This is a genomic window from Microbulbifer mixtoriginis (SeqCode), assembly GCF_052468275.1.
In genome coordinates this window covers 1,228,282-1,241,544 of the sequence record NZ_CP174341.1, presented here as the reverse complement: position 1 = coordinate 1,241,544, position 13,263 = coordinate 1,228,282, and the positions used below count along the sequence as shown (strand labels likewise).

The 13,263-nt window shown below is 44.0% G+C and carries 12 protein-coding genes; 5 read left to right on the top strand and 7 right to left on the bottom strand.

The window, feature by feature from the left end; translation table 11 throughout:
* Positions 1 to 148 precede the first annotated feature (148 nt).
* Positions 149 to 736: an FMN-dependent NADH-azoreductase gene (locus ACJJIC_RS05535; protein ID WP_444910612.1), complete on the bottom strand. Its 588-nt coding sequence runs from the start codon at positions 734 to 736 to the stop codon at positions 149 to 151.
* A gap of 102 nt (positions 737 to 838) precedes the next feature.
* On the opposite strand from ACJJIC_RS05535, the gene ACJJIC_RS05530 reads away from it, so the two are divergent.
* The 3 genes from ACJJIC_RS05530 (at position 839) to ACJJIC_RS05520 (ending at position 5,345) form a co-directional block, all read left to right on the top strand.
* On the top strand, positions 839 to 1,705 hold the full coding sequence (locus tag ACJJIC_RS05530; RefSeq protein WP_444910613.1) for a LysR family transcriptional regulator: 867 nt from the start codon (positions 839 to 841) through the stop codon (positions 1,703 to 1,705).
* Positions 1,706 to 1,882: 177 nt separating this feature from the next.
* Entirely contained in the window at positions 1,883 to 4,420 is a 2,538-nt protein-coding gene (locus ACJJIC_RS05525; RefSeq protein WP_445356571.1) for a plasma-membrane proton-efflux P-type ATPase, read from the top strand.
* Between the two features lie 49 nt (positions 4,421 to 4,469).
* A complete protein-coding gene (locus ACJJIC_RS05520) occupies positions 4,470 to 5,345 on the top strand; it encodes a polyphosphate kinase 2 family protein (RefSeq protein ID WP_444889277.1) in 876 nt (291 codons plus the stop codon).
* Between the two features lie 65 nt (positions 5,346 to 5,410).
* Here the strand turns inward: ACJJIC_RS05520 and ACJJIC_RS05515 are convergent, their stop codons facing one another.
* The 4 genes from ACJJIC_RS05515 to ACJJIC_RS05500 form a co-directional block, all read right to left on the bottom strand.
* Positions 5,411 to 6,235, bottom strand: coding sequence for an alpha/beta hydrolase (locus tag ACJJIC_RS05515; protein ID WP_444910615.1), 825 nt, complete (start codon positions 6,233 to 6,235; stop codon positions 5,411 to 5,413).
* A 184-nt stretch (positions 6,236 to 6,419) separates the two neighbouring features.
* Positions 6,420 to 7,742 (bottom strand): phenylacetate--CoA ligase family protein, encoded by a 1,323-nt coding sequence (locus tag ACJJIC_RS05510; protein ID WP_445356570.1) that lies wholly within the window; start codon positions 7,740 to 7,742, stop codon positions 6,420 to 6,422.
* Between the two features lie 16 nt (positions 7,743 to 7,758).
* Positions 7,759 to 8,619 (bottom strand): TauD/TfdA dioxygenase family protein, encoded by an 861-nt coding sequence (locus ACJJIC_RS05505; protein WP_444910617.1) that lies wholly within the window; start codon positions 8,617 to 8,619, stop codon positions 7,759 to 7,761.
* Positions 8,616 to 10,037: an aromatic amino acid ammonia-lyase gene (locus ACJJIC_RS05500; protein WP_444910618.1), complete on the bottom strand. Its 1,422-nt coding sequence runs from the start codon at positions 10,035 to 10,037 to the stop codon at positions 8,616 to 8,618. Before ACJJIC_RS05500 ends, ACJJIC_RS05505 begins: the two co-directional genes overlap by 4 nt.
* A 179-nt stretch (positions 10,038 to 10,216) precedes the next feature.
* Between ACJJIC_RS05500 and ACJJIC_RS05495 the strand changes: the two genes are divergently transcribed.
* The gene (locus ACJJIC_RS05495; protein ID WP_444887317.1) at positions 10,217 to 11,077 is read left to right on the top strand and encodes a LysR family transcriptional regulator; all 861 of its coding nucleotides are present in this window, start codon (positions 10,217 to 10,219) and stop codon (positions 11,075 to 11,077) included.
* 54 nt (positions 11,078 to 11,131) lie between these two features.
* Here the strand turns inward: ACJJIC_RS05495 and ACJJIC_RS05490 are convergent, their stop codons facing one another.
* Both ACJJIC_RS05490 and ACJJIC_RS05485 read right to left on the bottom strand, forming a co-directional pair.
* Positions 11,132 to 11,449 carry a cupin domain-containing protein gene (locus ACJJIC_RS05490; protein ID WP_252083464.1) on the bottom strand — a complete coding sequence of 106 codons (318 nt, stop codon included), beginning with the start codon at positions 11,447 to 11,449 and terminating at the stop codon, positions 11,132 to 11,134.
* Positions 11,450 to 11,451: 2 nt separating this feature from the next.
* Positions 11,452 to 12,333, bottom strand: a complete 882-nt coding sequence (locus ACJJIC_RS05485; protein WP_252083465.1) for a LysR family transcriptional regulator — start codon at positions 12,331 to 12,333, stop codon at positions 11,452 to 11,454.
* A gap of 114 nt (positions 12,334 to 12,447) precedes the next feature.
* Here ACJJIC_RS05485 and ACJJIC_RS05480 point away from each other — a divergent pair, with 114 nt between their 5' ends.
* Positions 12,448 to 13,122, top strand: coding sequence for a type 1 glutamine amidotransferase domain-containing protein (locus ACJJIC_RS05480; RefSeq protein ID WP_444910619.1), 675 nt, complete (start codon positions 12,448 to 12,450; stop codon positions 13,120 to 13,122).
* Positions 13,123 to 13,263 lie beyond the last annotated feature (141 nt).

Genomic DNA, 13,263 nt, shown 5'->3' with positions numbered 1-13,263 from the left:
GAAAAACGGCAGTATCTCTCCCAGGGCTATAAGTTGGTTTTTCTGTCTCTCTGCAACGTCATTTATCCTTTCGACGTCTGCTTCTCCGCCGGCCCAAAGCCGGCTTTTTTTACTTTGCTTTATTTTACTTTGCTGTGCGCCTCATAGATCAGATTGCTTCCAGAGCTACCTTAGCCTGAGTTAAGGCAGTCTCTTTGTGGTCATCCCCCATATTCAGCCCTTCAGCATAAATGACCGTGACATCGTCAATGCCAATAAATGAGAGAAAATGTTTGATGTAGGGCACATGAAAATCAATCACAGAATCTTTATAGAAACCCCCAGATGTCGTGACCAAGACCACTTTGGTATCTCTAATCAAACCCTCTGGTCCATTTTCTGTGTACGTAAAAGTCACTCCGGCCCGCGCTAAGTGATCAAACCAAGCTTTCAGGGTAGATGGGCTACCAAAGTTATACATGGGTGCTGCAATCAGTACCGTATCTGCATTTTTGACCTGTTCAATAAGATTGTTCGAATACTCCGTTAGCGCTTTCTGGGCTGCACTTTTCTGCTCCTCAGGGGTGAAGAAAGCACTTACCATTTCACCGCTCAAATGCGGAACCGGGTTAAGACTTAAATCCAACTCGGTGACTTCAGTGGCAGCCTGTCGTGACAGCCAGTGCTTAGCCAGTGACCTGGAAGTCGAATGGTCCCCTAAGGCAGAGGCATAAACGGCAAGAATTTTGTGACTCATAGTCTCTCCAGCTAGTGAACAACAATGATGCGGAGACTATAATCTCTGCAAATTGGCAACTAAATTATCAATTTATGCAATTTATAATTGCATAAATGCAAAATGATGGACTGGAACGATCTTCGATACCTGATAGCCGTGGCAGATCACGGCTCCCTACAGAGTGCAGCCAAAGCCTTGGGGGTAAACCATTCCACCGCCTGGAGGCGTCTACAGAGCTTGGAAAAAGATCTTGGCTGCCAGCTTTTCGTGGCAGACAGGCAGGGCTATTTCCTCACAGACGAAGGGAATGCAGCTTTAGAACACGCCAGAAAAGCCGCCGAGAATATCAATGCCATTGCCTTGAATACCGGCATTAAAAACCTGGAAATGGAAGGCATTATCCGTATTACCTCAATCGGCTCTTACTCTTATGAGGTGATCCCAAAACTCTGTGCCGCCTTTCGCTTACACCACCCCAAAGTTGAATTTGAACTCATAGACTCGGCGGAACACCTATCACTGGAGAAGAGGGAGGCGGACATTGCCTTTCGTGGATCACCTAGCGCTCCGGATAACGTCATTGCCAAGAAGCTCTTTGATATCAACTGGCATATTTTTGCCCATCCAGACTTGGTTAGCGGTCCAATGACACTGGATGAGATTAAGCAGCAGAATATTATTGGTTATCGCGGTTTGAGTTTGCCGATTGGTCGCTGGAGTGAAAAAATATTTAAGAATAGCCGCAAAGTAATTTACTGTAATTCGGTAATGGCGGCGGCAGGTGCAGCCAATGCAAAACTGGGTTTTGCCATTTTGCCCGAAGGGGACCAAAAAATGGTGCAACCTTACAAACTAAAGAGAGTATTCGAGCTTAAAGAGTTCCAAAGCCATTTCTGGTTACTTTCTCATCCTCAAATGCGCAATTCAGCACGCGTTAAAGCCTTTTGGGACTTCAGCCTGGACACCTTTAAAAAAGGATGTCTTTAAGCTGATCAAGGTGAAAATTATTAGCTACGGGTGTCCATCAGATCACAGCCTATAATGTTCAATTAATATGGATACACCGCCCAATCATTCAATAATGATTAGCCGTATTTAACCCCAACTGTCGTTAACAGGCGGACCATTCGACGAGAAATTATTTTCAACAGGCGGAATCGATCCGTGCCAATAACCGGGCCAAAATCCGAAAGCGGAAACGCCAGTAAAGCCGACTTAAAAGGCTCCCAGGTTGACCTGCAGAAAGCCGATTTACCCTCCATTTACCAGGCACTCAACACCTCACCTCAGGGGTTAAGCCAGGCCGAGGCCGAGACACGTCTGCAACGCTATGGCCCCAATAGCATCCAGGAGAAAGAACAAAGCGCACTGCTCAAGTTTCTGCGTTTTTTTTGGGGGCCCATTCCCTGGATGATCGAAGCCGCTGCCCTGCTATCGGCACTTATTGGTCACTGGCCCGACTTCGCCATTATTATGGCGCTACTACTTTACAACGCCGTCGCGGGATTTTGGCAGGAGCACAAGGCCTCCAATGCCCTGGCCGCGCTCAAGGCCAGCATGGCGCCGCAGGCGGAGGTGTTGCGCGATGGTAGTTTTCATACCATTGACGCTGCCGATGTAGTTCCTGGGGATATTGTACGAATCAAACTCGGCCAGGTGGTACCCGCAGATGTGCGCTTTGTCGACGGCAAATCCATCAGTATCGATCAGGCTGCACTTACGGGTGAGTCATTGCCGGTCAGCAAAAAAATAGGAGACATCGGCTATTCCAGTAGTATCGCCAAGCGCGGCGAAATGACCGCCGTTACAATTGGCACCGGGCGTAATACTTTTTTTGGCCGCACCGCAAAGCTGGTAGCCGGTGCCGGCCAAGGCGCCTCCCATTCGCAAAAAGCCGTTACTCATATTGGCGATTTCCTGATAGTGCTGTGCCTGGTGCTGGCTTTGTTACTGGTAGGTACCCAGCTCTACCGTGACATAGTAGTGGCTCCCAGCTGGCACTGGTCGGACATTATTAATATTTTACGCACAGTCTTGGTGCTATTAATTGCCTCGATTCCCGTGGCAATGCCCTCCGTAATTACTGTCACTAACGCACTCGGTGCCCTGGCGCTATCCCGAAAAAAAGCCATAGTCTCGCGACTGGAGTCTATAGAGGAGCTTGCCGGGGTCGATATTCTCTGCTCCGATAAAACCGGAACGCTCACCAAGAACCAGCTAAGCCTGCACGACCCCAAATTATTTGTCGCCAAGAGCCCGGAACAGTTAATTCTCGCCGCGGCACTCGCCTCGGAAAAAGGTTCTAGTGATCCGATCGATCAGGCAATTTTTGCCGGCCTCAAAGATAAGAAAGCACTTAATAATTACCAGCTCAAAGAATTCACTCCTTTCGACCCAGTAATCAAGCGTGCCCAGGCCCAAGTAGTCGATGACAGTGGAAATTCTTTGTTTTATTGCAAAGGTGCGCCCCAAGCGGTGATGCAATTGTGCAAGCTCAGTGGTGATAATGAAAAGAAAGCCTCAGACTGTGTGCAGGAACTCGCCGCACGGGGTTTACGCTCCCTGGGTGTGGCGAGTTCCAATGATGGGAAAAGCTGGAACTTTCTTGGCATCCTCTCTCTAGAAGATCCGCCTCGGGATGATTCCAAACAAACCATCAGCCGGGCCAGGGAGCACGGGCTGCAGGTAAAAATGATTACTGGCGACGACGTCGCTATCGGCAAAGAAATCGCTGCTCAGGTGGGGATTGGGCAGAATATTTACGCCGCCGCCGATGTTTTTACCGACTCGGAGAATATGGACCACTTATCCAAGCAGGTGGTCGATTGTGTTGAACGCGCCGATGGCTTTGGCCGTGTTTTCCCCGAACATAAGTACGCAATCGTAAAAGCCTTACAAGAGAGAGGGCACCAGGTGGCAATGACCGGAGACGGTGTCAACGATGCGCCAGCCCTAAAACAAGCTGATTGCGGAATTGCCGTTAGTGGCGCCACCGATGCGGCCCGTGCCGCAGCGGCGATTATTCTCACCGCTCCAGGCCTCTCCACTGTAGTGGATGCTATTGACGAAGCACGCAAGATCTTTGAGCGCATTATTAATTATGTGCTCTTTCGGGTATCCATGACCCTGGATATTATGGTGGTGGTGGTGTTTGCCACTATCCTCTTCGGTTTTTCTCCCCTCACCCCAGTCATGATCGTATTAGTGGCACTGCTTGACGATATTCCCATTATGACTATTGCCTACGACAACACCCTGCTGCCGAAAGAGCCGGTGCATTGGGAAATGCGCGATTTATTATTGGGTTCAACCATTATCGGCATTTTTTCTATCGCACAAACCATGGGGCTGCTTTTGATTGGTATGGAATGGCTACAAAACAGTCAATGGCAATCCTGGATACCCCTGGATAAGTCTCAGATCCAAACGATTATTTTTTTACAAATTGTTGCCGGCGGCCATTTACTACTTTTTGTCGTGCGATCTCGCTCTGCCTTCTTCGCAAAGCCACTGCCCGCAATGAAGTTATTTATCGCTATTGTCGGTACTCAGGCGCTCACGGTTTTGATGTGTGGATTTGGTTGGCTGGTACCTGCTATTCCCTGGCGTATTATCGGGCTCGTTTGGCTCTATATGATTTTGTGGATGTTTATTCTGGATCTGGTGAAGAAGCTACTCTATCAACGTCTGCAGGATATTTAATCCAACCTGCATGGACAAATCATTTAACCTACCATGAAGAAATAAAACTATGAATTGCTTCGAGGCATTCCAGGTAAAATCCGGCAGCAAGGTACAGTTAGATAAGATCGATGCCAGTTTTAAAGATTGCTATAAAAATCGCGAAGAGGCCCAGCCAGTCATTGATAAATTAGATGAAAGAATTCGCGCACAGCAATATCTTATGTATGCCGAGCACAAGCGCTCCCTATTGATCTGCCTACAGGGTCGGGATGCCTCCGGTAAAGATGGCACTATTAATCATGTGCTTGGAGCAATGAATCCCCAAGGCTGTACAGTAACCAGCTTCAAGCAACCATCTAAAGAAGAAGCCGCCCATGATTTCCTGTGGAGGTGTCACAAAGTCACCCCTGCACAGGGACATGTGGCGATTTTTAACCGATCCCACTATGAAGATGTATTAATTCAACGGGTGCATAATATGGTACCAGAGAGCATCTGGTCCAAGCGCTACGATCATATCAACCACTTCGAACAATTATTAGCCGACCACAACACCCTGGTATTAAAATTTTTTCTGCATATTGATGCAGATGAACAACTGAAACGTTTTAAACAGCGTATTGATGACCCAAGCAAACACTGGAAAATCAGCGAGAGCGATTATACGGAGGCAAGCTACTGGGATGCCTACACCCAGGCTTTTGAGGATATCCTAAAAAAATGCAGCCACTCTCATGCTCCATGGTTTGTCATTCCCGCAAACCACAAATGGTTTAGGAATCTTGCGATTGCCTCCATAGTGGCAGATGCAATGGAGTCCTTAAAAATGACTTTTCCCAAGCCCAGCGTGGATATCAATGAAATCAAGAGGAAATATCACCAGCTGGACAAAAAGGAACTACAGGAAGGGCTAATAAATACCCTCCCTTCAAAAAACAAATGATCTTAATATATAAAACCACTTGATCAACAAATCAGGACATAATACTACTGCCTACTTGCACCCAATTAATCCTTTTTATCACCTAAATATTTAGTATTAAAAATTTTATCAAATGCATCATATACAGCAAGATGCAGCGTATCGCCATGATCCAGCTGTTCAAAATAACCGAAGTGTATATTATTTTTATTATTATCTAACTTATTGAATAAAGTTCTTGCCAGCCGTTCCATGACCTCCCCTTCTTTCCCCACACCTACATAGACCGACTTATCATCACAGCAATCTTTAGGAACTTTTTTCAAAAGAGACTCTCCGCTCCACCACAAGCTTGGACTAATAATGATGTAATTATCGAAGAGATCTGCACGTTTAAATAGAATTTCTGTAGCCAAAAGCCCCCCAAGGGACTGACCAATCAAAGTAGAATCCCCGTTTACACGATAATTGTTTTCAATTAGAGGCTGAACTTCTCTATCAAGAAAACCTATAAAACTATCCGAACCACCAGAGGTTGGAAACTCTTGCCTATCCAGCTTCTTAGCCGAGGGGAATGTAAAATCCCGTTTCCTGTCTACATTTACGACTCCAACAAGAATCGATTCCGGTAGCATATTAATCCAGGAAAAGGACCCAAATTGCAACAAACCAGCTATATGAACAAAATCTTCATTCATAGAACCATCTAAAAGATAGATTACCGGGTAACTTCTTTTAGTGTCGCGTTGATAACTCTCTGGTAGGTAAACATTCAACGTGCGCTTTTCATCTAAGATTGCAGATGAAAAGCTTATCGAATCGCCAACTATCAATGGTGACTTGTCAACCTCTACTCCCAAAGAAAAAGAGGAGATCAAAAATAAATACGCAAAAATCCAACATCTGAACATGAGCTCACCCAATATGTAATTTTATTTTTATTAATAAAAAATAAGGCTTACCCAAATTCACACCTATCAAACCAACAATGTTTAACTTTAAGCCAGCCTCAACCTTACTCGATATACTACATCTATACGGGGGAACACTTAACCACAAAAGCAACAAACTGAAAAGATATTGATGATGCAGAAATCACCTTCTATCTATAATTTTTCTAATCTTCCCTGATTTCTGACTAATTATACCAGGCTGCAGGATATCTATATTTAGTCTTGAAGCAGACTCAAGCCCAAGGAATATCATACGAAGCGTTAGATCAAAACTAGTCAACTCTCTATAAAACTCACCCACCAAATACTCTTTCTCCTGATCATCAACATTATCTTTAGCTTCAATTTTAAATGATAATTGATCGTGCCCATCAATCTTATCAATAATGCAATGGTAAAAGGAGCTGAGTCCAGGAATGGCTGTAACAATATTTTCCAACACAATTGGATATATATTTCCCCCATTGATTGTGAACATATTATCGCGACGCCCTCTGATGGGGCCCAAATAGGCTCCAGTTTGGCCACACTCACATGGCTCCTTATACATTTCAGCCAAATCGTGTGTGTTATAACGAATCAGAGGAAGAGCTTCACGTTTCAGCGCTGTTATTACTAATTCCCCAGTGACGCCATCTTCACATAACTTACCTGTATCTGGATCAATAACCTCTACATGAAAAAGATCTTCCCAGACATGTAAGTTATGATATTGGCATTCACTCGCTATTAGTCCAAATTCCGTATTTGCATACATGTTAATTAACTTGGCGTTGAATACCCCCTCATAGTAACTCCGAAAAGTCTCTGAAAATAATTCACCCACTACGAATATTTTCCTGATACTCAAAGACGCGGGCAATACGTTTTTTTCCAGACAGTAACGCTCTAGCCTCGGTAACAATGAAGGTAAGCAAACCATATAATTCAGCTTATCTTTTTGTAGACTCTGTAGCTGATGATCAATTCCTAGAAAAGAATCTGCAGGAATAGTGAGACCAAAAATTTCACTGGCAGCATGACAGATCATCCCACTAGGCCAAGGACCATAAGTCATTGCACATAAACATTTATCGAATGGTTCAACACCTGCAAGCAAATAGCTTCGAGCCTGAGAGATTATTGCCAGCTCAATATCTTTACGTGTATAAGGCACGCGCTTCGGTGCACCGGTACTGCCTGAAGTATGACAATAGCGAACAATATTATCATAATTCATACTAACTTCTGACATAGAAGTTGAGAATACTTCCGAACTTATAATCGGTAGCTTATATAAATCTTCACAAATTCTTATTTCCTCTATATCAATGTTATTATTTATAATTAGCTTGCGATAATAATCAGATTTTTCAAAGGATTCTCGCAATAATTGCCTCACCTGTTCATCTTTTAAACTCTGCCTTTCAATTTCAGGCTGACTATTGACATGTAAAAATTCAGCTCGCAGCTCATAATAATTCATAAAATCCACCAATTAATCACTTATAATACTTAATCGGTTTTTCAGCAGAAAAATGTACACGATGTAATTCTCGTCGTTGATTGTAATCATTGACGGCATAGTGTAAGACTTGGTGATTATTCCAAATAACCAAGGTCCCAGGACGCCATTGCACTCGACAATTGAATTCTGGTTTTTCTATATGCTGAAATAAATAATTCAAAAGCCCCATACTCTCATCGCATGTCATTCCCTCAAATTGCGAGGTGGTAGTTCGGTTTAGGTAGAGAAAAGGCTTACCGGTTACAGAATTTTTACAGACTGCTGGATGTATAGCAGATTCTAGTGGCATCAATTTTAGTGCTCGTTCTATACTTGAATCATCTCCATCTTTACCTTCTACTGATTTCTTCAGCGGCTGTTTTTTAAGCATCAACTCTGTCGTATGTATCACATTGAGTGAACCGACTAACTGTTGCATTACCGTTGACAGACTCTCATAAGCAAGCGTTGAACTTGTAAATAGGGTATCACCACCCCTAGGAGGAATATCAATACCGTACAATGCGATACCTTTTACCGGGTTGGAGTAATAGCCCTGATCGTGATGCCATATTCCTCCTGTATTTTTCTTTTCACCAGGCTCTTTAATAATTTTAGCAACTTGTGGATAACCCTCTGAGTGACCTTGAAAGAAGAAATAGTTCTGCTGAAGCTCCCCAAACAAGCTGCAGAACCTAACAAATGCCTGAGTATCCAGGTCCATATCTCGGATAACTAAAAGTTCATGTTCATGCCATAAATTTTTTAATGTTTGCTTAGTGTCCAGATCTAATTCAGAAATTTCTTTAGCGGAAATCTCAATACCAAAATTTCCTGTTAAATAGTTAAAATTCATAGAATACTCTCTAATTGAGATGTTGTATATTGCGGCCAATTCACTAATTTTAATGCTTCTGGCAAATCGCCACTTGAACGCATTATTGCTGCCCTAGCTGAGCAAAAAGTCGCTGCTCGAATAATTTCCCTTAAACTATCCAGTTGGTCACTGATATTATTGAGAGCTGTCATTCCGCAGGGAACCAAGTCCTGATTGTTTCCTTCACACGAGAAACTCATCTGACGCACAGGTGTTGATCTAGCTTTTATTTCCTGGAACAGAGCCGACGATAACTGATGAATTCCTTTACAGTGGTTAAACGATTCAACATTTAAATTATCCGGCAGCCCTCCATTCAAGCGATGATCCATCAAAATCAATATTTGTCGATCAAGCATTTCGGCTAAGCGATGGATAATTTCCTGCATAAATTCGGCAGAAGCTGCCAATCCAATCGCATAAAACAATCCACCATGCCATGGACCTGATTCAAGAATTAGAGGGTTATCTGCAACAGCAGTGGCTTCGGAACGAATTTTTGCCTCTGAATAATCCAATAGATCAAGGCAGTGGCCTAATATCTGGGGAGCACAGCGAACAGAATATCGGGCTTGTAATAAGCTTTTTTCACCCTCGATAACTCTTGAGGACCGCAGGTAATCACGTCGTAAATGGGTAAGTAATTGGCCAGCACGAGCATAACTACCGTGCACCTCTCCGTAGCTCAACCCTTCGGAGAAGTGTTCATCTCCTGCCCCTATGGCCATGGAGGTTAATGCCACAGATTTGAAACAATCTCTTAATAGCTTTCTTAGCTGATAATCATGTTCAATAGCCCAGGAAGCCATCATAGCATTGGTATTTACAAGCCCAATGACATCACGGGGGCCTCTTGGCCCTTGTTCAAACAGTGGTGAAATAGCATGGGCCATGGAAATCAAATCACCACTGGCTCCAAGGCTCCCTTTTCGAGGTACTCTCGGAAGCGTTTCACTGTTGGCCAGCTTAAGAAGCGCTTGATAAGTGGAAGGATGGATACCAGATAAGCCGTGCGCTGTTTTTAGAGCCTGTAACTTTAATGCACGCCTGACTACCGATTTCGGTAATGGCGCACCAACACCAACTCTTAAGTACTCCAGAAGATTGACTTGTGTCTCTTTCCACTGATTTGGATCTAAGCGATTGCGTTCATTCTCTCCATAACTTGTGTGCAAACCGTAGATAGGGTTTCCATCATCTCCAAGCTGTTCCTGCAGTAATGCATAGGAGTGCTTAACTCTAGAAAGGTCTATGTCACTCGCAGTAATTGGATTATGTAAGTATCCCCACTCATACCAAGCATGTAGAGGAAAAGTTAAAACTGAATTGAAATTAGTTTCATAAGTTACCGCACTACCATTCGCTACCGCCGGATAGCTTAGAGATGATGTAGACACCCTGACTCCAGAAATAATTTGAATACTAGGAAGGCGAAGAAATTAGCATGGGAGTTGAAACTTGAAAAATAGATGTCGTCGCTGGTTGCCATAGGCAATATCTATGGCAACAAAATAAATGTCGATGTAGACTCAACTTAAACACACTGGCTTTTTAAGTGGCTAAATAAGTTATACCTATGTTTCCACACGCTGATGAACTCAATTATTTTATTGAAGTTGCTAAAACAAAAAATATCTCAAGAGCTGCAGAGAGATTAGGGATTCGGCAGCCGAGTTTAAGCGCGGCTATCAAGAGGCTGGAAAGACAGCTTGGTACAGAAGTAATCATACGAGAAAAAACTGGTGTGCAATTGTCTCGTGCAGGGTTAAGACTATTAAAAAGTGCTCAACAGTTACTTGATGATTGGGATGAGGTAAAGTACTCAGCGCTGCGCGAAAACAAAGAAGCTGTTGGTCACTTCACTATCGGGTGTCACAGCTCCATCTCACTACATATGCTGCCTGAAAGGCTAGCCGGATTTATTGCTCAAAATCCAGGTATCGAATTAAGCTTCCAACACGCGCTTTCTCGGGAAATTGTCGAATCAGTGATCAGCTGGAAAATTGATATCGGCATTGTGGTAAATCCCGTATCCCATCCTGATTTGATAATAAAGCACCTCTGTCATGATATGGTAAGTTTTTGGCATAACCCTGAAAAAATACAGTCTAGGGACGTATTAATTTATGACCCAGCGCTGATGCAAACAGATTGGCTGCTAAAAAACATGGAAAAAAATAATAAATATAAACAATATATTACTTCCTCTAGCCACGAACTGATCACAAATATGACACTTGAGGGAGTCGGGGTCGGCATTATTCCTGGTCGAGTTGCTCAAACAATTGGAAGAAATCAGCTTCAATGGGTTAGTAAAGACCAACCAGGCTTCAAAGATGAAATCTGCTTGGTGTATCGAAGGGAAATAACCCATAGCTTAGGTGCAGAGAAGTTAATTAAAGAATTTAAACTTACAAATTATAAAAAATTTGGCTAACAGAAGATATATTTAAACTACAAAATTCAATTATTTTTGAACTTCATTTTAAGTTTATTCGCGATAAAATATTGCCAACCATACCGTCGCCTCATCAGAGGATGTCTCAATCACCCGGTGCTTTCTTCCAGCCTTTATCAATAAGCAATCACCAGACTTCAGCTGGCATATCTCCCCGCAGTCAAACTCCACCACACCATAACCACTCAGTACAAGCACCCATTCGTGTTCACTCTGATCATACCAACCTTCCTCCGGTGAAGACTGGCCGTATGAAACAATTCTTTCAATTCGTATAGCATCACTCTTTATGATGTCCTGGAAGTGCTCAACCTCAGTGTTTTTCGGGAGGTTTTCTAGAATATTTATCATATTTACTCCTGCCAGCTAGAAAAGTGATCCATTAGATAATCAATGGCCATTCTCGCTCGTATTGGTAAAAAGCGGCGATTCTGATACACAATCCAGCTACTGGCTCCGCGCCCCCAAAAAGGCTCCAGTACGGGCTCTAATAGCTGTGACTCTATAGAGCGGTTAAAACTGCTTTTTGGCATATAGGCAATACCTAGGCCTTTTTCACATGCGTTAACCACTGTATGGGCATTATTACTTCTCCAGCGTCCATTAACGCGAATAGACTCCTCGGTGCCTTCTATATCAAATATCCAGTTCTCATTATTCGCAACAATACAACTGTGCGACTTTAAATCCTGTGGGTGGATTGGCCTGCCGAATTGATCAAGATATTCCGTGCTGGCAACTGCCATCATCTGGCGTCCAGCCAGCTTGCGAGCCACCAGCCCAGAGTCCTCAAGGCGGCCATAACGGATCGCAAAGTCGATACCATCCTCTACAAAATTGGCCATTCGGCTGTTGAAATCGATGTCGATCTTTAAGTCAGGGTGTTGTAAGGCGAAATTCATCAGTGCTGGAGCCACATACTGTTCAGCAAATAAACCCGCGCAGCTCACGCGCAACGTGCCACTCAGCTCATACTGCTGCAGGCTTAGCTGTTCATTGGCCTGTTGCAGACCCACAACCAGCTCTTTACAGCGCTGGTAATAAACAGCCCCAGCCTGAGTCAGGCTGACCAAGCGCGTTGTTCTAGCCAGAAGCGCACTCCCCAGACGCTCCTCCAAACGAGCCACCTGCCGGCTCACATGGCTGGTACTGCACCCCAGCTGCTTGGCGGCCGCAGAGAAACCCTGGCACTCAGCTACAGCAACAAATTCGACTACACCGTCAAATGTATCCATACCCCACCATTATTGCTATTTAGCAAAAGTATTTCACAGAAATCTCATATTATCATCTTATCAGGGACAACCTAGAATCCTCCCCACTGAATGCTTAACACAGAGGAGAGATTCATGAAGAAAGTACTTATTCCCGTAACCAACCATGCAACCCTCGGGGAAACCGACCAAGCTAATGGCACCTACTCCCCTGAGCTGACTCACGTCGTGCATGTACTTAAAGAAAATGACATTGATTACGATATTGCCTCTATTAAAGGTGGCAAAGCACCACTCTACGGTACAGATATTGAAGGAGATGAGGTCAACAGCCAGGTATTGGCCGATGAAGACTTCCAGAACCGTGTCAACAACACTATTCCAGTAAACCAGTTGAATACTGCTAGTTACGATGCGGTGTTCTATCCAGGTGGGTTTGGTCTACTTTCCGACTTAGCAAGCAATGAGGACTTTGCCAAGTTATCTGCGGAGCATTATGAAAATGGCGGCGTACTTGCTGCCGTGTGCCACGGACCAGCTGGCCTGCTGCCTATCACTTTGAGCAATGGTGAAAGCTTACTGGCAACTAAGTCTGTGACTGCATTTACCCGAGAAGAAGAAATCGATTTTGGCACCATTGAAGATATCCCCTTTCTGCTTGAAGAGGCTATCAGCAGAAAATCTGCTCGATTTAACAAAGTGCAACCCTGGCAGGAATTTGTCATTGAGGATGGCCGTGTGATTACTGGACAAAACCCAGCCAGTGCACATGCTGTTGGAAAAGCGATCGTTAAACAGTTAATAAACTAGCCGTTAATAACGCATCAATAATGCTGGCGCAAACTGATGTTCCTGCGCCAGCTTTCCATAACCCTTCAGCTTCCATTGTGGGCCAACACAACTCATCTACATGAGCAGTTATAGCCTTAAAACCCCTTCCGTGAGGTTCCA

Excerpts from the sequence above, each read along its gene's own strand:
- ACJJIC_RS05530 (WP_444910613.1), top strand. The coding sequence starts at position 839 with ATGATGGACTGGAACGATCTTCGATACCTGATAGCCGTGGCAGATCAC.
- ACJJIC_RS05485 (WP_252083465.1), bottom strand. The coding sequence starts at position 12,333 with ATGGATACATTTGACGGTGTAGTCGAATTTGTTGCTGTAGCTGAGTGC.
- ACJJIC_RS05510 (WP_445356570.1), bottom strand. The coding sequence starts at position 7,742 with ATGAATTATTATGAGCTGCGAGCTGAATTTTTACATGTCAATAGTCAG.
- ACJJIC_RS05535 (WP_444910612.1), bottom strand. The coding sequence starts at position 736 with ATGAGTCACAAAATTCTTGCCGTTTATGCCTCTGCCTTAGGGGACCAT.
- ACJJIC_RS05480 (WP_444910619.1), top strand. The coding sequence starts at position 12,448 with ATGAAGAAAGTACTTATTCCCGTAACCAACCATGCAACCCTCGGGGAA.
- ACJJIC_RS05495 (WP_444887317.1), top strand. The coding sequence starts at position 10,217 with ATGTTTCCACACGCTGATGAACTCAATTATTTTATTGAAGTTGCTAAA.
- ACJJIC_RS05505 (WP_444910617.1), bottom strand. The coding sequence starts at position 8,619 with ATGAATTTTAACTATTTAACAGGAAATTTTGGTATTGAGATTTCCGCT.
- ACJJIC_RS05515 (WP_444910615.1), bottom strand. The coding sequence starts at position 6,235 with ATGTTCAGATGTTGGATTTTTGCGTATTTATTTTTGATCTCCTCTTTT.
- ACJJIC_RS05490 (WP_252083464.1), bottom strand. The coding sequence starts at position 11,449 with ATGATAAATATTCTAGAAAACCTCCCGAAAAACACTGAGGTTGAGCAC.
- ACJJIC_RS05520 (WP_444889277.1), top strand. The coding sequence starts at position 4,470 with ATGAATTGCTTCGAGGCATTCCAGGTAAAATCCGGCAGCAAGGTACAG.